Consider the following 18,508-nt stretch of genomic DNA (forward strand, 5'->3'; position numbering starts at 1 on the left):
TCATGCGCGGCGACGACGAGGTCATTGCTCTTCTGAACGAGCAGTTGACCAGTGAACTCACAGCGATCAATCAGTACTTCCTGCACTCGAAGATGCAGGCCAATTGGGGCCTGACCAAGCTCGCGGAAAAGACGCGAGAGGAGTCCTTCGAGGAGATGCAGCACGCGGAGCTGCTCACCGACCGGATCCTCATGCTCGAGGCCCTGCCGAACTACCAGCGGCTGCTGCCGCTGCGCATCGGACAGACCATCCGGGAGCAGTTCGAATCCGACCTGGCGATCGAGGTCGAGGTCGTGCAGCGCCTCCGCCCAGGCATCACGATGTGCCGCGAGAAGGGCGACCACACGAGTGCGGGCATCTTCGAGAAGATCCTCGCCGAGGAGGAGGACCACGTCGACTATCTCGAGACCCAGCTCGAGCTGATCGACAAGCTCGGCGAGCAGCTCTACCTCGCGCAGACCGTGGATCAGCCGCCGACCGCCGGCTGACCCCACAGACACCCGAGCCCGGCAGGTGACCACCTGCCGGGCTCGTCGCTCTCACGCGGCGATCGGCGTACGCCCGGAGAACGCCGCGAGCCGATCGATCGGGGTGGCGTCCCCGGCCGGGGTGACCTCGTCGGCGAATGCCGTTCCCCGGACTGCGGGGACGATCGTCTCGGCGAGACCGCGGACATAGTCGACGAGTTCGTCGGAGATGTGCAGGGACTGGCCGCTCGCCTGAGCGAAGTCCCAGGCGTGGAGGGTGAGTTCGAGCGGAAGGATGCCGGCGGCGAACGATGCCGGCATCTGCGAGCCGCCGGGGCCGGGCACGGTGCCGTCGAGGTCGACCGTGTGCCAGGCGTCGATGGCCCGGCCGGCGAGGGTCGAGACGCGGTTCTCCAGCGATCCCGACACGGGGGCGCCTTCCGTGGCGCCCAACTGGACCAGCGACGTGAAGAGGTGCTCGGCGAGCTCGTGACAGGTGAAGTCCGCACACGGCGTCGGCTTGGAGCGATCCTCGGCAGTCAGATTGCGCAGGATCGGCTGCAGCACCGCCAAGGCCGCCTCCGCCGCCACCACGGGGGTGAGGTTCTCCGGCGCGTAGGCCCATTCGTCGGGGCCCACATCGCCGGTGGTTGCCAGGCGCTCGAGACGCTCGAAGTGGTGATCCCAGCCCTCGGCATGAGACTTCGCCTGCTCCTCGGTGAGCCCCTCGTGTACCAACGTCACCAGCGAACCGGCGTCCGCGGGCTCCACCGTCACGGTCACCGTGGACGCGTCGTATGGCAGGTCGGCATTGCCGTCCCAGCCCCACCCGAACACGATCCGGCGGCCGGGATCGACCTCACGGAAGGTGCCCGCCGCGATGTGACCCGGGGTGACCGTCCACCGGTAGGAGCCGCCCGCGCGCAGATCGACCACCGCCGAGACGGTCAGCCAGCGGCGCAACCGCTCCGGCTCGGTGATCAGTGCGAACGCCTCGTCAGGGCTGACCGGCAGGACCGCTGTCTTCGTGTAGCTCATGACTTGCTCCTCAGGGTGTGTGCGTCGGCGACCAGTTGGTCGAGTTCGTCGGTCCAGAACTTGTCGATCTCGGCCTGCAGCTTGAGCAGCCCACTCGGCAGGACTCGGTAGATCCGTTGTCGGCCGACCTTCTCGGCCTCGACCAGCCCGGCGTCGGCCAACACCAGGAGGTGCTGGGAGATCGCCGACCGGGTCACCGGGAACTCGGCAGCGACCTCGCTGACGGTCCTCGGGTGCCCCGCCAGCAACTGCAGGATGCGTCGCCGGTTCGGCTCGGCAGCGGCAGTCAACGGGTCAGTCACAAGAAATACGTTAGCAGCCACTAACGCATCTGTCGATGCTGTCACTGCCGCAGTGAGCGAGGTACCCACTCGCCGCACTGCTGGTGCACATACGCGTCGGGGCCGACCAGTGATGGCCGGCCCCGACGGTCGAGCGAAGGCGGGAATCGAACCCCGGCCGTGTCACCAGGCGATGTTGATCGGCCCCGGAGTCCACATGCCCGAGCGCGGCACCGTCGCGGTATCGAGTTGTGCCGGTACGGAATTCGCGTCGCGTCGGGTGTACTTCTCCAGGCTGCCCCAGTCCTGGCTCCAGTCGTCCTTCAGGTAGGTCGGCAGGGTGCGGCCGGTGGCGGTCAGATCGATCCACCCCAGGGGGCCGCCGCCGAAGTGGTCCTGCCACAGGCTCGTCATCACCGCGCCGGGGCGGTCCCCGAGGATGCGGTATTCAGGGATCTCGGCGACGCCGAGGCGATGGTTGAACGGCTGCTGGCACGGGAACTGCAGTGCCACTTCCCAGTCGATCATGGTGGGTGTGGTCGACCCGAGCAGGGCGTCGAGGGTCTGGGTCTGCGGGACCCGCGGCGGCGTGACGGCGACCCACTGATCGGGGTCGGTGTCGCTGTCGCCGACGACGATCCGGACGGCATTCGCCTCGGCCGGGAGTTGGTCGAGCGGCACCCTGAGGTTGCGCCACGAGGGGGCCGGGCCGATGTCGATGGGCAGCGCACTGCCCAGCTGCTGGACGGTCCCGTCCGCCCCGCGCACGCCGTAGTCGAGGTCGACGCGGGCACCCGGGGTCTCGATCCCGTCCGAGTTCACCGAGTACACCCGGCCCGCGACGGACATCGAGACGAGGTCACCCTCGGTGGGCAGGGCGTACCAGTCCGAGGTCAGCGACGCCGGGCCCTTCGCCCCGTAGCTGCCGAGGACCGGCGTCCGGGCCGGGTCCAGACCGAAGGGCAGCGCGACGGAACTGCCGTTGATGCCGGAGGCGCCCTGTCCGCCTGCGGTGCCGGCGGCGTTGCTGGACTTGGAGTCCTCGTTGTCGAGGGAGGTGGCCATGCCCTCGGAGGCGGCCTTCTCGTCGGAGGTCAGGTCGCCGGCCACCCCGTTCGGGGTGAATCCGGCGCTCTGCGCTGCGAACGCGTTCGCCGGTGTGGTGGTGAGCGGTTGCAGCATGGAGGCGTTGGTGTCGGTCTCGACCAGTACGTCCTCGGCCAGGCCACAGGCGTGTCCGGCGAGGGCACCGATGTTGGATTTTGCGACAGAGAAGGACGGGTACTGGGCGATCGCGCCCTTGGTCATCGAGAGCACGAAGAACACGACCATGGCCCCGGCCGCGACCGTCAGCGGGGGAATCGACCACGGCCTGCGGGGAGACGCCGACCGGTCCTCGTGTGGTTCCCGGACGAAGCACCAGGCCGCCACGAGCAGCATCACCACCGTGGCGGCAAGCAGGATGGTGCCCGCGCCGAACCCGGCGATCATCACCGGCTTGTCCCAGAAAGGGACGCCCCAGGCCGAGATGTACCACCAGCTGTTGCTGCTGGTGAAGGCGAGCGCGAGGACGAACAGCACCGCGGCCGCGAACAGTGCCCGGTTGCGCCGCGACCTCAACACCAGCGGGCCGACGGCGACGGCGGTCAGCACGGCGAGCGAACCGGCCAGGCCGGCGTAGATCCCGAAATGGTGCGTCCACTTCGTTGGCGTGAACATCATCAACACCATCGCGGCGATCGTGATGCTGATGATCCGGCGGGACGGGCCCGCCGCGGTTCCCGGGATCCGCCCGCCGCGGCGCAGCATCACCACGAGGCTCGCCACGATCGAGAGCACCATCACGAACACCCCGAACCGTCGGGCCAGGGACCCGTCGGCGTTGATCATGAACAGCCAGTCGTACCGCTTGTACTCCTCGAACCACGCGTTGGTCGGCGGGATCGCGTGCACGCGCTGCATCTCGAGGGCACCGGCGAGGGTCTGGTCCGCGAACATGGCGATCAGGATGACCAGGCCCGCCGCGACGATCGGGCCCAGTACGGCGAGGTAGCCGACGGTCTTGGCGCGCGCGGCGACGATCGCCAGCACCGGCCGGGCGCCTGCGATCAGCGCGCCGAAGCAGATGATCCCGGAGGGCCCGACGGTCACCGTGAGCGCGCCGACCAGCACGGCGACGGCGGCGGGGAGCAGGCGCCTTGTCGCGATGGCGCGTTCGACCGAGCACCAGGTCAGCAGCACACCGGTGGCGACGATCGGCTCGGGCCGCAGGCCGTTGTTGTAGGGCAGCCAGAACGCGAGGAACACCAGTCCGCCGGTCCACAACGCCACCCGGTTGTTGCGGACCGCGGCACCGAGGCGCGGGGCCACCTCGCGGCTGATCACCAGCCAGCACACGATCCCCGCGATCAGGGCAGGGAGCCGGACCCACGGGCTGGCCGTGGACACCTTCGTCAGCAGCGCGAGCAGGTCGTAGTACGGGGTGCCGAACGGCGTCTCTGGGACACCGAACCAGCGGAAGTAGTTGGCCATGTAGCCCGAATCGAGCGACGTCCTGGCCATCGTGAACTGGTAGCCGTCGTCGGAGGTGGTGGCGCCGATGAAATGCCACAGCAGCAGCGTTCCGATCACCACCGCGTCGATCGGGCGGAACCTCCACCAGCGCGCGGGCAGGAACCGGCGGGCCCGGCGACCGTCGAGGCCGTCGATGCGGTGCAGGCCGACGAGGGCGACGGCGGTCGCGAGAGCCGCGACGATCATCGCGACGAGCTTGATCGCCGAGGGCGTCGAGGTGAACCGGGTATCGAGGTCCGCGTGCACCGCCAGACCCGTGGGAACGGCACCCCGGAGTTCACTGAACACACCGACCATCTGCGGCCGGAAGTCGCCCGCGAGGGTGGTCGGGTCGCTGCCCTCGAGCGCTGTGGTGGTCCGCTCCGAGTTCGATGTGACGGTGACCGAACGCCCGTCGAGCTCGTCGACCGGGATCGACAGCAGGGTGTGGTCGCGCTGGACGATCTCGAACCGCGCGGGCCCGCCGTCGGCCCCCGGGCTGACCCGGGCGACAACGCCGTAGCGGGCCGCGTCCGCCGCCCCGACCGGGGCGGTCGAGACCACGACGCCGCCGGTGTCGGACAGCTGCGCCGCCGCGGCGGCGGGGATGGTCGCGTCGAATTCGAGGGGTGCGTACGACACCAGCGGAGCGTCGACGCTGGTGATCGAGTCAGCTTGCGGCCAGGACAGACTCGCGCTTTCCTGCTGCACCGGGAGGAACGGCACCGACAGCGCGGCCAGGATCGCGAGGACGGACGACACCACCGCGACGAGGCGAACCCGACCGACCTCCCCGCGGGCCACCCCTGCCGGGTCCGGTCGGCTGGGCTGCGGTCGTTCGTCTACGGCGCTAACGGTCACGCCGATCGATGTTAGACGGCCGTCCATCCGAAACGTTCCAAATGGTCTCTTCCGTCCGGTCTCTTCCGTCGAGCTGTGCGAATCAGCGGATGAGCGCCGCCCGCAGCACACGCATCACCAGCGAGGTGCCGGCCCGCAGCGCCGCACCGCCACCCTGCGTGTCCTTGATGCCGTTCACGGCCCCAAGGATCAGGGCGGCCAGTTCGTCGGGAGTCGCGTCGACGGCGGAGAGGTCGATCTCCCCCGCTGCGGCGGCGGCGTCGAGGACCTCGCTCAGCCGCTGGATGAGCCAGGTCTGGGTGTTTCGGCTGATCTCGCCGGTGAGGGCGAGACCCACGCCGAAGAGCTCCGCGCCGTGCACGCTGGTGCTGATCTCCTCCATGAGCCCGCCGAGGTAAGCGGTCAGCGCCGCGTCGATCCGGTCGATGACGTCGCCATCGGCCGCCAGGGCAGCGTCGACCTCGCCCCTGACCTGGAGGTGGGCGCGCTCGGATCCGGCCAGGAAGAGGTCTTCCTTGCTCTTGAAGTGGAGATAGAGCGCCGCGCGGGAGATCCCGGCCGCATGCGCGATGTCCTGCATGGTCGTCTTGCCGAAACCGTACTGACAGAAGACCGCGAGGGAAGCGTCGAGGATCCGCTCGGTCTTTTCGTCGTCAGCCACGAACGAAAGCCTGACAGATTGGACTTCTATCGTCCAGTTGTCTAAGTAAACAAATAGTGTCAGAGTGTCCAAACATGGGAGCAGATACGAGTTCGACATTCGACGTCATCCGCAGTACCGAGATCGCACGCCTGCGCGCGCTCGTCGCTGCCGACATCGAGTCCGCGCAGACGATGCACGGCACCGACTTCCAACTCATCACGCCCGTCGGCGCCGCGCTGACCCGAGACGAATACCTGGCCGCGATCGCCGCTGGCCAGATCGACTACCTGCTATGGGAACCCGGCGAGATCGAGGTTCGACTACTCGGAGACGCGGCGATCCTCCGCTATCGAGCGACACTCGAGGTCATCTTCGGCGGGTACCGGGTTCCGCGGACGAGTTACTGGCACACCGACAGCTACGAGCTCAGAGACGGCCGCTGGCAGGCGATCTGGTCACAGGCAACGGAGATCCAGGCCGGTGCGGAGACCAGTCGGGGCCGGCCCCTGCTGGCCGGCCCCGACGTTTGAGCGAGTGACGGGAATCGAACCCGTGTTGACGGCTTTGCAGGCCGGTGCCTAACCACTCAGCCACACCCGCATCGATAGGACACTCTGCCGACACGGGGGCGATCCGACCAGGGTTCGGCTCAGCGTGATTCTTAGTCCGCCACGCTCGGCCGTCGCAGCGCCGACAGCGCGCTGAACCCCGCGGCCAGCAACGCGAACGCCACCGAGCAGACCGCGAACGCGGTGCCGCCGAGCGTCGTCAAGCCCAGCGCGGTGGTGCCCGCGCCCGTGCCGATGTAGAGCACCGAGTTGTTCCAGGACACCGCGGGCGCGCGGCGCTCCGCCATCACGGTGGTCAGGTACACCTGCGCGGTGCTGAAGAAGGCGGTGCCGGCGAAGAAGGCGGTCACGAAGCCCGCCAGGCACAGCTGCCAGCTGTCGGCTGTGGTCGCCACGCCGAGCGCCGCCGCGAGGACCAGCCCCCAGCCGACGCAGAGCAGCGGCTCCCGCCGCCCGCGCGAGCGCCAGCGATCCACCAGCGGCCCGGCCACGAGGGAACCGATCAGCGAGCCGAGACCCACCAGGGCGCCGACGAGGCCGAGCACGCCGGTCGCGAATCCGAACTTCGTCGCGAACAGCGCGCCCGCATAGGCGTAGGTTCCGAGCCGCGCGGCCTGGACGAAGAAGTTGCCCGCCATGATCAACCGGAACACCCCGCCCCGCCACAGCGCGAAGGACGACCGCAGCGCCGCCCACGCGCCCCGGTCGTGGATCCTGATGGCGCGCGCCGCTTCCCGCAGCCGCAGCGCGATCAGCGTGCCCGCCACCATCAGGCCGGCCGCGACGGCGGCGAAGGCGAGCCGCCAGCTCGACCCGGCCGCCACGAACGTCGCCAGCGGCACCCCGACGATCTGGCCGCCCGCATACGCCGCGGCGCCGCGCGCGATCGCCCTGCCCCGCTCCAACGGCACCGCGGTCTCCGCCAGGTACGCCCACATCGCGGGCCCGATCAGCGCCCCGCCCACGCCTGCGATCGCCCTGGCCGCGAGCAGCCAGCCGAGATTCGGGGCCAGCGCGCACAGCGTCTCCCCCGTCGCGAACACCCCGAGCCCGGCGAGGATCACCCGCCTGCGCGGCAGGTGCTCGGTGAGCGCCCCGAGCAGCGGGCTGGCGATCGCGTACGACACCCCGAACGTGGTGACCACCCATGCGGTCGCGGTGACGGTGGTGCCGAAGTCCGCCGACATGGTCGGCAGCAGTGGGGATGCCAGGAAGAGTTCGGCACCCATCAGGAAGAACACCATGTGGATCAGCAGGTGCTGGCGCCAGGGTGTGTGCGGCTGCGTCAAGACTCTCTCCTTCGCCGCCGACGCTACCGCGACGGGTCGGCCGCCCCCGCGGTCGACTCCCGCTGACAGGGAAGCGGTGGTGCCCGGCCGCACCCGGGCTCCTACGGTGCGGTCATGACTGCATTCGACTTGCGGGACCTGGCGGGCACCACCGCGGTCGTCACGGGGGCGGCCTCCGGCATCGGCGCGGCGATCGCCCGCCGGGCCGCCGGGCTCGGAATGCGTGTGGTACTCGCCGACTTCGACGGCGACCGGCTCGACGAGGTCGCGCGCGAGATCGCCGCTGCCGGAGGCGAGGCACTCGCCGTGCGCTGCGACGTGACCGACCCCGATGACCTCGAACGCCTGGCCGCCACGACCGTCGACCGGTTCGGCTCGGTGCGCCTGCTGGTCAACAACGCGGGCATCGACAGCACCGGACGGCTGTGGGAGCTCGACCCTGAGCGATTCGATCGTGTCCTCGGCGTCAACGTCACCGGCGTCTTCCACGGAATCCGCGCCTTCGTCCCGCGGATGCTCGCGGCGGGCGGGCCCGCACACATCGTCAACACCGCCTCGATCGGGGCCGTCACCACCGTCCCCACCCAGGCCGCCTACTGCGCCAGCAAGCACGCGACCCTGGCCATGACGGAGTGCCTGGCAATCGAACTCGCCGCCGAGCGGGCGCCGATCACGGTCGCGGCGCTCCTGCCCGGCCCGGTACACACCGCGATCTACGAGTCCGCCGGGTCGGACGGTTCGGCCGGCGCAGCCACCCGGGACCGGATGGAGGCCTTCCTCCGCGAGAACGGGGTGACCCCAGAGCAGGCCGCGGACACGATGTTCGAGGGACTGGCCGCGGGACGGTTCTGGATCTACACCCATCCCGAACGCGCCGACGACCTGTTGCGGTTGCGGGCCGACCGCCTGACTGGCCACCTGGCGCCGACGGCGCCATGAGATACCTGCAGGTGGCGGTCGGCATGGGATGATGGCGGAATGCCGCCTTCGTCACCTTTGCCACTCGATCCGATCGAGGAGGCCCACCGCCAATGGGAGGAGCACGGCTGGGGCGATGTCGCGGACGGGATGGCCGCGGTCACCTCGCTGATGCGCGCGCAGCAGATCATGATGGCCCGGGTCGAAGAGGTGCTCAAGCCGACCGGGCTCACCTTCTCGCGGTACGAACTGCTGACGCTGCTCACCTTCACCCGGACCGGCGCCCTGCCGATGGCGAAGGCCAGCGCCCGCCTCCAGGTGCACCCGACCAGCGTCACCAACGCCGTCGATCGGCTCGAGTCCGCGAAACTCGTTCGCAGAGTTCCGCATCCGAGCGACCGTCGCGCTACGCTGATCGAAATCACCCAGGCCGGCCGCGATTTGGCTCTCACGGCCACCGAACAGCTCAACACCCAGGTCTTCGCTCAACCCGGATTGTCCGCCGATAAGCTCGACACCCTCGTGCGGATTCTCGCGGAGCTCCGCCGTAGCGCGGGCGACTTCGACACCGGGGACGCACCCACCAAGTGGTGAGCTGATCAGCGAGCAAGGAGTGCGACGTTGGTGCTGGTTCTTGGCGTGTCGGCGGGCGCTAGTGGAGCGCGCGCGGTGCTGGCGCTCTCGGATCGACCGCATCACGAACCGGTGGCGCGCTGCGACGTTCGGCGGCGCCCCGGCACGACCATCGGTGAGCCGGTCATCTCCGCGATCCGCACCCTGCGCGCCACCGCCGTAGAGCAGGCCGCGTTCATCGGCGCGACCGCGGTGACCCTGCGCACCGGCATCGACCCCGACGTGGTGGAGAGCGCCACCGCCGCGACCACCCGGCAGCACGTGCGGGTGGTGCCCGAAACCTCCGCCCAGTTGCGGTATCTCAGGTTCACGGGCCGGCTGCCGCGCCGCGGCTCGGTCCTGCTCTACGACGTGGGGAGCTCGGGACTGGCCGCCTGCGTGGCGGACACGGTGTCCGGTGAGGTGCTGGCCTCGCGCCGCAGCGCGGTGGTCGGCGGGGATCAGTTCGACCGGCTGGTGCAGCAGCACCTGGCGGGACGCGGGATCCGGCTCGAGCAGGCGGCGTGCCGCGATCTCAAGGAGCAGCTCGGGTTCGAGCGGATCGTCACGGCCAAGGATCCGGAGACCGGCGCCTGCCAGGTCCTGACGAACAACGATCTGGCGGGACTGGCCGCGGACGCCGTCGCCCACTCGAGCACGGTGCTGCGCAGCATGATCCGTGAATCGGGCACCACCCCGTCGACGATCGTGCTGCTCGGGGGCGGCGCACACACCCCGTCCCTCGGCCCACGCCTGGAAGCGCTGCTCCGGATCCCGGTCGTCATGCCGCCGGAACCGGCCTCGGTGGCGGGGCGAGGAGCGGTGCTCCTCGCCGCCGCCACCGGCATGCCGTCCTCACGCCGAGGTCCGGCGCTCAGCGGCTGGTGAAGCTCAGCGGCTGGTGAAGCCCGGCTTCACCGGCTAGCTGTTGGTGAACTTCGGCGCCCGCTTGTCCACGAAAGCCGCCATGCCTTCCTTCTGGTCCGCGGTCGCGAACGTCGAGTGGAACACCCTGCGCTCGAAGCGGACCCCTTCGGCGAGGGTGGACTCGAAGGACCGGTTCACGCTCTCCTTGGCCATCATCGCGATGGGCAGCGACATCTCGGCGATCGTCGTCGCCGTCGCCATGGCCTCGGTCAGCAGGTCGGCCGCGGGCACGATCCGCGAGACCAGGCCCGCGCGCTCGGCCTCCTCCGCGTCCATGTTGCGTCCGGTCAGGCACAGGTCCATCGCCTTCGCCTTGCCGACGGCGCGGGTCAACCGTTGCGAGCCACCGATTCCCGGGATCACCCCGAGCTTGATCTCCGGCTGGCCGAACTTGGCGTTGTCCGCGGCGAGGATGATGTCGCAGAGCATGGCCAGCTCGCAGCCGCCGCCAAGCGCATAGCCTGCGACCGCGGCGATGGTGGGCTTGCGGGCCGAGGCGAGGCGATCCCACGCCGCGAACCAGTCGTCGAGGTACATGTCCATGTACGACTTCGGCGCCATCTCCTTGATGTCGGCGCCCGCGGCGAAGGCCCGCTCGGACCCGGTGATGAGGATCGCGCCGATCTCCGGATCGCGCTCGAGGTCGACGACCGCGGCCACGACCTCGCCCATCAGCTGCGCATTGAGCGCATTGAGCGCCTTCGGCCGGTTCAGCGTGATGACGCCGACCCTGCCCTTGCGCTCGAGCAGGATGGTCTCGAAGTCACTCACGCGTTCTCCTCGTTCGCACGTCGGCGGATGTCGTTGACGATGGCGGAGAAGTCCAGCGTGCCGCCGGTCTCCTCGTGGAACCGCGAGTAGATCTCCGCGGCCCGAAGGCCGAGCTCGCCGGGAACGCCGTTGCCGCGCAGGGCGTTCGCGGCAAGGCCGAGGTCCTTGTCCATCAGGGCGGCCGCGAAACCGGGCTGGTAATCGTTGTTCGCCGGGCTGGTCGGCACCGGGCCCGGCACCGGGCAGTAGCTGGTCAGGGCCCAGCACTGACCCGAGGCGTTGGACGCCACGTCGAACAGTGCCTGGTTGCTCAGGCCCAGCTTCTCGCCGAGCACGAACGCCTCGCTGATCGCGATCATGGACACGCCGAGGATCATGTTGTTGCAGATCTTCGCGGCCTGGCCGACCCCGGATGCGCCGCAGTGCACGACCTTGGCGCCCATCACCTCGAGCAGCGGCCGCGCCGACTCGAAGTCCGCCTCGTCCGCGCCGACCATGAAGGCCAGGGTTCCCGCGGTCGCGCCCGCCACACCACCGGAGACCGGGGCGTCCATGCCGCGGTGCCCGGCCTTGACCGCGAGGTCGTGTGCCTGGCGGGCGTCCGCGACGTCGATGGTCGAGCAGTCGATGAACAGCGTGCCGGGGGCCGCGGCCTCGAGCAGTCCGCCCTCGTACAGCCCGAGCACGTGCTTGCCGCTGGGCAGCATGGTGATCACGATGTCCGACCCGGTGGCGGCGTCGGCGGCCGAGGCGACGACCGTGATGCCGTCGCGGGTGGCCTGTTCCAGTGCCGCGGGCACCAGGTCGAAGCCGTTGACCTGGTATCCGGCCTTGGCCAGGTTCGCGGCCATCGGGCCGCCCATGTGACCGAGACCGATGAAGCCGATCCGGAGATTGCCTGCGGCGCTCATGACTTTCCTTCCCCAACGCTGCTGAGTTCCTGGGTGTTGCCGAGAGTGATGGAGCTGTGGGTGTTTCCGCCGGGGACGAGGCCGAGCTCGAACGCCCCCAGATCCGCGAAGAAGCGATCCACCTGCTCGTCCGTGACCTCCTCCAGAGTGGCGGGCGACCAGGCGGGATTGCGGTCCTTCTCCACCACCTGCGCGCGGATGCCCTCGACGAGGTCGTGGGAATCCAGGCAGGCCGAGGACACCCGGTACTCCTGGTTCAGCACCTCCTCGAGGCTGCCGAGGTCGCGGGAGCGGCGCAGCGAGCGCAGCGTCACCTTCGCCGCGGTCGGCGACTTGGCGAGGACCTGCTCGGCGGCGTCCGCGGCCGTCGGTATCCCGCTGTCCCGCAACCGCGAGACGATCTCCTCGACGGTGTCCGCCGAGTAGGCGTCGCCGATCCACCCCTTCTGCGCCAGCAGCGCGGATTCGGGTGCGGGCTCGGTGAACTCCTCGAGCGCGCGCTCGAGGGGTCCGGCAGCGAGCGCAGCCAGGAAGGCGGGCACGCGGCCGGACGGGATGAAGTGGTCGGCCAGCCCGCAGGCGATGGCATCGCCCGCGGTCAGCCGTGCGGTGGTCAGCGCGATATGGGTACCGAGCTCACCAGGGGCGCGCGAGAGCAGGTAGGTGCCGCCGACGTCGAGCACGAATCCGATTCCGGCCTCGGGCATCCCGATCATCGAGCGCTCGGTGACGATCCGGACGCTGCCGTGCGCAGACACCCCGACGCCGCCGCCCATCACGATGCCGTCCATGATCGCGACGTACGGCTTGGGGTAGCCCGCGATCGCGGCGTTGAGCACGTACTCGTCGCGCCAGAACTCGCGCGAGCCGTCGCCGCCGTCCTGGGCGTCGTGGTAGATCGAGACGATGTCGCCGCCCGCGCAGAGCCCGCGCTCCCCCGCACCGGTGAGCACCACCGCGCGCACCTCGTCGTCGGTGGCCCAATCCTCCAGCGCCGCCGCGAGCTGGTGCACCATCGAGTGGTTGAGAGCGTTGATCGCCTTTGGCCGGTTCAGGGTGAGCAGGCCGAGGCCGTCGCGCTTGTCGACGATCACCTCCGCCTCGGTCACCTCCGCCGCGCCCGCGCTCACGCCGCCCCCGCCGTTCCGACGACAGCGCGGGCGATGACCACCCGCATGATCTCGTTGGCGCCCTCGAGGATCTGGTGGACCCGCAGATCACGCACGATCTTCTCCAATCCGTACTCGGACAGGTAGCCGTACCCGCCGTGCATCTGTAGTGCCTTGTTGGCTACGTCGAATCCGGTGTCGGTGGCGAATCGCTTTGCCATCGCGCAGAGTTCGACCTTGTCGTTCGCGTCCTCGTCGAGCGCGGCCGCGGCCCGCCACAGCAGGGTGCGAGCGGCCTCGAGTTCGGTGCGCATGTCCGCGAGCTGGAACTGCAGCGCCTGCGAGTCGAGCAGCGGCGAGCCGAACGCCTTGCGCTCGGCCAGGTGGTTGACCGCCTTCTGCAGCGCGGCCTGGGCGCCGCCGACCGAGCACGCCGCGATGTTCAGCCTGCCGCCGTTGAGTCCGGACATCGCGATGCGGAAGCCGTCGCCCTCCTGACCGAGCAGGTTGGCGGCGGGCACCCGCACCTCGTCGAGGATCACCTGACGGGTCGGCTGCGCGTTCCAGCCCATCTTCTTCTCGTTGGCTCCGAAGGTCAGGCCCTCGGCGCCCTTCGGGACGATGAACGCCGAGATGCCCTTGGCGCCCGCGGATCCGGTCCTGGCCATCACCACGTACACGTCGGAGGTGCCCGCGCCGGAGATGAACTGCTTGACCCCGGTGAGCAGGTAGTCGTCGCCGTCCCGCACGGCCTTGGTGCTCAGGGCCGCTGCGTCGGAGCCGGCACCCGGCTCGGTCAGGCAGTAGCTGCCGAGGTGCTCCATCGAGGCCAGTGCAGGCACCCACTGGTGCCGCTGCTCGTCGGTCCCGAAGGAGTCGATCATCCAGGTGACCATGTTGTGGATGGACACATAGGCGGCGATGGACGGGCAGCCTTTGGCGAGCTGCTCGAAGATCCGGACGGCGTCGAGCCGGGTGAGCCCCGACCCGCCGACGTCCTCGCTGATGTAGATCCCGCCCATGCCGAGCGAGCCGGCCTTGCGCAGCACGTCCACTGGGAAGTGCTTGGTCTGATCCCACTCGATCGCGTTGGGGGCCAAGTACTCCGAGGCGAAGTCCCGAGCGGTGTCGCTGATCGCCCGCTCGTCATCGGTCAGGGTGAACATGGTGTTCCTAATCCATCGTCGGGATGACGAAGTGGTTGGTCGCGTGCTCCTTGGTTCCCGAAGGCCACCGCTGCGTGACCGTCTTGGTCTTGGTGTAGAAGCGGAAGGAGTCCGGGCCGTGCTGGTTGAGGTCGCCGAAGCCGGACCGCTTCCAGCCGCCGAAGGTGTGGTACGCGATCGGCACGGGGATCGGGACGTTGACGCCGACCATGCCGACGTTGACGCGAGCGGTGAAGTCACGCGCGGTATCGCCGTCACGGGTGAAGATGGAGACACCGTTGCCGTACTCGTGCTCGGTGGGCAGGCGCAGAGCCTCCTCGTAATCGGCTGCGCGAACCACCTGGAGGACGGGTCCGAAGATCTCTTCCTTGTAGATGCGCATGTCCGAGGTGACATTGTCGAAGAGAGTGGCGCCTGCGAAGAATCCGCCCTCGTGGCCCTCGAGGGTGAAGCCGCGGCCGTCGACGACCGGCGTTGCGCCCTCGTCGATGCCGATCTGCACGTAGTTGTTGACGCGGTCGAGGGCGTCCTTGCTGACGAGGGGACCGAAGTCGGCGGATTCGTCGTCGCTGCGGCCGATCTTCAGCTTGGCGACGCGCTCCTTCAGCTTCGCGACGAGCGCGTCTGCCGTCTCCTCGCCGACGGGAACGGCGACCGAGATGGCCATGCAACGCTCGCCCGCGGAGCCGTAGCCGGCACCGATCAGGGCGTCGGCGACCTCGTCGAGGTCGGCGTCGGGCATCACGATGGCGTGGTTCTTGGCCCCGCCGAAGCACTGCGCGCGCTTGCCGTTGGCGGCCGCGGTCTCGTAGATGTACTGCGCGATCGGGGTCGAGCCGACGAAGCCGACCGCCTTGACCCGGTCGTCGGTGAGCAGCACGTCGACGACCTCCTTGTCGCCGTTGACCACGTTGAACACGCCTGCGGGCAGGCCTGCCTCGACGAACAGCTCGGCGATGCGCAGCGGCACCGAGGGGTCGCGCTCGGAGGGCTTGAGGATGAACGCGTTGCCCGCGGCGAGCGCCGGTCCCGCCTTCCACAGCGGGATCATCGCCGGGAAGTTGAACGGGGTGATGCCTGCGACGACGCCGAGCGGCTGCCGCATCGAGTACACGTCGATGCCGGTGCCCGCGGACTCGGTGTACTCACCCTTGAGCAGGTGCGGCGCGCCGAGCGAGAACTCGATGACCTCGAGGCCGCGCTGGATGTCGCCCTTGGCGTCGGGAATGGTCTTGCCGTGCTCCGAGGACAGCAGTCGCGCGAGCGAGTCCATCTCCAGCTGCACGAGCTGGAGGAACTTCATCAGGACGCGGGCACGCTTCTGCGGGTTGAAGGCGGCCCACTCACGCTGAGCGTCAACCGCATTGGCGATGATCGCCTCGGTCTCGGCCTTGTCGGCGAGCGGCACGCGCGACTGCACCTCGCCGGTATTGGGGTCGTAGACGTCGCCGAACTTGTCGGAGGTGCCGGGGACGCGCTTGCCACCGACGAAGTGGGTGAGTTCCTGAACCATTTTCTTGGACCTGTTCTCGCTAGGGCGAATGCCCGCGCCGACCCCATGGCAACCCACGGGCGCGGTGCGGAGTTCCGGATATGTTGCCATCCTATAGTTGGATGTCCATGTATGTCTAGAGGTGGCGCCGACCAGGCGAGAATCCCGGTCCCGTCGAACAAGATCATCCGAAACCAGGGGTGCGAACACCGCCGACGGAGAACAATCCGGTCACAAGGTGCCGGCCGGACCGCCACCGGGCGCGCGCGAACGGGCATGAAACCTGTCAGCTGCACTCTCTCGTCTCAGGATGGAGATCGCCCGATGGAGCCCCAGACCGAATCGACCCGGCGCGCGAACGAATCACCTCAGTGCTCGGACGGGTCCGCCGGATTCTCCACGGCGACGACCCGCCGCACCTTCCTCGGCGCCGCGGGCGCCCTTGTCGCGGCAGGCGTAGCCGGGATCGGCTCGACCGGTCCGAGGGCGAGCGCGGCCCAAGGGTCCGACGTACCCATCCATCGACCCAACATCGTCGTGATCATCACCGATCAGGAACGGCACCCGATGCACTGGCCCGCGGGCTGGGCGGACGCGAACCTGCCCAACCGCAAGCGCCTCGCGAGCCACGGCCTCTCCTTCACCCGGTCCTTCTGCAACACCGCGATGTGCTCCCCCAGTCGCAGCACCTTCTTCACCGGCCTCTACCCGGCCCAGCACGGTGTCACCGCGACCCTGACCGAGGGCGGGACGGTCTCGCCCAACGAACCTCAGTTGCAGGTCGGCGAGCAGAACATGGCCAGGGTGCTGGAGTCGGCCGGCTACACCGTCCACTACCGCGGCAAGTGGCACATGAGCAAGGGCGCCGCGGGCGGCGACCCGAGCAGCGCCGACATCGCGGCCTACGGGTTCCAGGGCTGGGTCCCGCCCGAGGGCGGGCAGGACACCAACCCCGATCACTTCGGCGGCGGCTGCGCCGACATCGACCAACGCATCGCGAACGAGGCGGTCGAGTTCATCGGGGGACAGGCCGCCGACGGGGACGGGGCGTTCGCGCTGATCGTCTCGTTCATCAACCCGCACGACGTCCTCGCCTACCCGCAGACGTGGGACGCACTGAACGGCACCTGCAACAACTACGGGACCGAGGCGACGCAGGCGTTCAACCAGGGCATCACGCTGCCGCCCAGCGTCGACGAGATGCTCGCCCGGGGTCACAAGCCGACCGCCCAGATCCAGTCGCAACTGCTGCTCGCGGCCGGGCTCGGGCCGCTGATCGGACCCCAGGCGGCGCAGAACTACGTGAACTTCTATGCCTACATGCACAAGGTGGTCGACGACCACATCGGCGCCGTCCTCGACGCGCTCGAGGCCGAGCCGGGGCTGATCGACCGGACCGTGATCGTCCGGATGTCCGACCACGGCGAGATGGGGCTCTCGCACGGGGGCCTGCGCCAGAAGATCTTCAACGCCTACGAGGAAACGCTCCGGGTGCCGCTCGTCATCAGCAATCCCGCGATGTTCCCGAGGCCCGTGCAGACCGACGCCATGGCATCGCTCATCGACGTGGTGCCCACCCTGGCCACCCTCGCGGGCGCGGACCCGGCCGCGTGGCGGTTCCTCGGCACCGATCTGATGCCGGTGGTCGCGGACGCCGCCGCGCACCCGGACAACCCCACCGCGGCGGTGCAGGACAGCATCCTGTTCACCTACGACGACCAGAACTGCGCGACCCCCGACGGCCAGTTCATCGTCACCCAGCCCAACCACATCCGCTGTGTCAGGGACACCCGCTGGAAGTACTCCGCGTACTTCGACCCCGCGGGCGTCGCCTCGCCGCAGTACGAGCTGTACGACCTGGTCGAGGACCCCCTCGAGATGCACAACCGCGCCAACCCGCTCAGCGTCGGCTACTACGCCCCTGAGCAGGCCGCGGCCATGCACACCGAGCTGTTCGCCGCGATGGCGCGGACGGGCACCACCCCGGCCCGCGGCCTGTAGTCGGCTGCGCCGCCTGTGAGTCCTTCTGGTCCGCCACGGGACCAGAAGGACTCACGGGCGGCGTAGCCGCTGAGCGGGACGAGGGGGTTGTGGGCGCCCCCGGGCGGGTCGACGCTGGGTACATGTCTGAAGCCACCAACACCCCCGCGACCCTTACGACCGCCGTCATCGTGACCGGCGGCGCATCGGGCATCGGCCTCGCGTCCGCCCGCTCCCTCGCCGAGGCCGGCCGTCCGGTCGCCCTCTGGGACCTCAACGAGGCGAAGGCCAAGTCAGAGGCCGAGGCCATCGCCGCCGAGTTCGGCGTCGATGCGATCGGTGTCGCGGTCGACCTGAGCAACCCCGACCTGTATGCCGACGCGCTGGCCACCACCCGCGCCGCGCTGCCGAACATCGGCGGACTGGTGCACGCCGCGGGCGTCGTCGACACCGGTTCGCTCGAGGGCGTCACCGTGGACGTGTGGGACCTCGGCATCAACACCCACCTGCGTCCGCTGGTGCTGCTGACGAAGGAACTGCTGCCGGACTTCAAGGCGAACCCGGGCTCGGCAATCGTCGGCATCGCCTCGATCAACGCGCACCTCGGCAACGCCATCAACCCGGTGTACAGCGCTGCCAAGGGCGGCATGCTCGCGGTCGTCCGCTCGCTCGCCGATCGGCTCGGGCCCGACGGCATCCGCATCAACTGCGTCTCCCCCGGACAGATCCTCACCCCGATGCTTCAGCCGACCGTCGACATGCTGCCGGAGGGCACGTTCGAGCGCCGCATCCTGATGGGCCGCCTCGGCCGCCCGGAAGAGGTCGGCCGAGTGGTCCGCTTCATGCTGTCCGACGAGGCCAGCTACATCACGGCCAGCGAGCTGGTCGTCGACGGCGGAAACATCTCCTCGCAGCGGTAGT

Annotated in this window: 17 protein-coding genes and 1 tRNA gene; 7 read left to right on the forward strand and 11 right to left on the reverse strand. The window is 69.3% G+C overall.

Annotation, left to right across the window (positions count from 1 at the left end; translation table 11 throughout):
• Nucleotides 1-2: 2 nt before the first annotated feature.
• On the forward strand, nt 3-488 hold the full coding sequence (gene bfr / locus C8K38_RS23060; protein ID WP_097213714.1) for a bacterioferritin: 486 nt from the start codon (nt 3-5) through the stop codon (nt 486-488).
• A 51-nt stretch (nt 489-539) separates the two neighbouring features.
• On the opposite strand, the gene C8K38_RS23065 is transcribed toward bfr, so the two are convergent.
• From C8K38_RS23065 to C8K38_RS23080, 4 genes are all read right to left on the reverse strand, one after another.
• The gene (locus tag C8K38_RS23065; RefSeq protein WP_097213715.1) at nt 540-1,505 is read right to left on the reverse strand and encodes a TIGR03086 family metal-binding protein; all 966 of its coding nucleotides are present in this window, start codon (nt 1,503-1,505) and stop codon (nt 540-542) included.
• On the reverse strand, nt 1,502-1,807 hold the full coding sequence (locus tag C8K38_RS27870; RefSeq protein ID WP_097213716.1) for an ArsR/SmtB family transcription factor: 306 nt from the start codon (nt 1,805-1,807) through the stop codon (nt 1,502-1,504). Before C8K38_RS27870 ends, C8K38_RS23065 begins: the two co-directional genes overlap by 4 nt.
• Before the next feature lie 162 nt (nt 1,808-1,969).
• Complete coding sequence (locus tag C8K38_RS23075) at nt 1,970-5,200, reverse strand: arabinosyltransferase domain-containing protein (RefSeq protein ID WP_373560290.1); 3,231 nt, start codon at nt 5,198-5,200, stop codon at nt 1,970-1,972.
• An 82-nt stretch (nt 5,201-5,282) separates the two neighbouring features.
• A complete protein-coding gene (locus C8K38_RS23080; protein WP_179800685.1) occupies nt 5,283-5,861 on the reverse strand; it encodes a TetR/AcrR family transcriptional regulator in 579 nt (192 codons plus the stop codon).
• Between the two features lie 74 nt (nt 5,862-5,935).
• On the opposite strand from C8K38_RS23080, the gene C8K38_RS23085 reads away from it, so the two are divergent.
• Nucleotides 5,936-6,373: a nuclear transport factor 2 family protein gene (locus tag C8K38_RS23085; protein ID WP_097213719.1), complete on the forward strand. Its 438-nt coding sequence runs from the start codon at nt 5,936-5,938 to the stop codon at nt 6,371-6,373.
• Here C8K38_RS23085 and C8K38_RS23090 read toward each other — a convergent pair.
• Nucleotides 6,373-6,443 (reverse strand) — tRNA-Cys (locus C8K38_RS23090). The two genes, C8K38_RS23085 and C8K38_RS23090, sit on opposite strands and share 1 nt — an antisense overlap.
• A 61-nt stretch (nt 6,444-6,504) precedes the next feature.
• Nucleotides 6,505-7,701: an MFS transporter gene (locus C8K38_RS23095; protein ID WP_257017755.1), complete on the reverse strand. Its 1,197-nt coding sequence runs from the start codon at nt 7,699-7,701 to the stop codon at nt 6,505-6,507.
• A gap of 114 nt (nt 7,702-7,815) precedes the next feature.
• On the opposite strand from C8K38_RS23095, the gene C8K38_RS23100 reads away from it, so the two are divergent.
• From C8K38_RS23100 to C8K38_RS23110, 3 genes are read left to right on the forward strand one after another with little or no spacing between them, the layout of a single operon-like run.
• Nucleotides 7,816-8,640 (forward strand): SDR family NAD(P)-dependent oxidoreductase, encoded by an 825-nt coding sequence (locus C8K38_RS23100; protein WP_097213720.1) that lies wholly within the window; start codon nt 7,816-7,818, stop codon nt 8,638-8,640.
• Between the two features lie 39 nt (nt 8,641-8,679).
• Nucleotides 8,680-9,213: a MarR family winged helix-turn-helix transcriptional regulator gene (locus tag C8K38_RS23105; protein ID WP_077042273.1), complete on the forward strand. Its 534-nt coding sequence runs from the start codon at nt 8,680-8,682 to the stop codon at nt 9,211-9,213.
• A gap of 27 nt (nt 9,214-9,240) precedes the next feature.
• Nucleotides 9,241-10,119, forward strand: a complete 879-nt coding sequence (locus tag C8K38_RS23110) for a hypothetical protein (RefSeq protein ID WP_143548509.1) — start codon at nt 9,241-9,243, stop codon at nt 10,117-10,119.
• Between the two features lie 33 nt (nt 10,120-10,152).
• Here the strand turns inward: C8K38_RS23110 and C8K38_RS23115 are convergent, their stop codons facing one another.
• The 5 genes from C8K38_RS23115 to C8K38_RS23135 are packed head-to-tail and all read right to left on the reverse strand — an operon-like array spanning nt 10,153 to nt 15,628.
• The gene (locus tag C8K38_RS23115; RefSeq protein WP_097213722.1) at nt 10,153-10,929 is read right to left on the reverse strand and encodes an enoyl-CoA hydratase; all 777 of its coding nucleotides are present in this window, start codon (nt 10,927-10,929) and stop codon (nt 10,153-10,155) included.
• Entirely contained in the window at nt 10,926-11,840 is a 915-nt protein-coding gene (mmsB, locus tag C8K38_RS23120; RefSeq protein ID WP_097213723.1) for a 3-hydroxyisobutyrate dehydrogenase, read from the reverse strand. The genes C8K38_RS23115 and mmsB overlap by 4 nt, the downstream gene beginning before the upstream one ends.
• Nucleotides 11,837-12,970 (reverse strand): enoyl-CoA hydratase/isomerase family protein, encoded by a 1,134-nt coding sequence (locus tag C8K38_RS23125; RefSeq protein WP_257017756.1) that lies wholly within the window; start codon nt 12,968-12,970, stop codon nt 11,837-11,839. Before C8K38_RS23125 ends, mmsB begins: the two co-directional genes overlap by 4 nt.
• Entirely contained in the window at nt 12,967-14,115 is a 1,149-nt protein-coding gene (locus C8K38_RS23130; protein WP_097213724.1) for an isobutyryl-CoA dehydrogenase, read from the reverse strand. Before C8K38_RS23130 ends, C8K38_RS23125 begins: the two co-directional genes overlap by 4 nt.
• 7 nt (nt 14,116-14,122) lie before the next feature.
• Nucleotides 14,123-15,628: a CoA-acylating methylmalonate-semialdehyde dehydrogenase gene (locus C8K38_RS23135; RefSeq protein ID WP_097213725.1), complete on the reverse strand. Its 1,506-nt coding sequence runs from the start codon at nt 15,626-15,628 to the stop codon at nt 14,123-14,125.
• Between the two features lie 303 nt (nt 15,629-15,931).
• On the opposite strand from C8K38_RS23135, the gene C8K38_RS23140 reads away from it, so the two are divergent.
• Together C8K38_RS23140 and C8K38_RS23145 are read left to right on the forward strand one after the other, a co-directional pair.
• Complete coding sequence (locus tag C8K38_RS23140; RefSeq protein WP_097213726.1) at nt 15,932-17,608, forward strand: sulfatase-like hydrolase/transferase; 1,677 nt, start codon at nt 15,932-15,934, stop codon at nt 17,606-17,608.
• A gap of 122 nt (nt 17,609-17,730) precedes the next feature.
• Nucleotides 17,731-18,507 carry an SDR family NAD(P)-dependent oxidoreductase gene (locus tag C8K38_RS23145; RefSeq protein WP_097213727.1) on the forward strand — a complete coding sequence of 259 codons (777 nt, stop codon included), beginning with the start codon at nt 17,731-17,733 and terminating at the stop codon, nt 18,505-18,507.
• Nucleotide 18,508: the final 1 nt, after the last annotated feature.

The sequence above is a fragment of the Rhodococcus sp. OK611 genome (assembly GCF_003050885.1).
Taxonomy (GTDB): domain Bacteria; phylum Actinomycetota; class Actinomycetes; order Mycobacteriales; family Mycobacteriaceae; genus Rhodococcus_G; species Rhodococcus_G oryzae.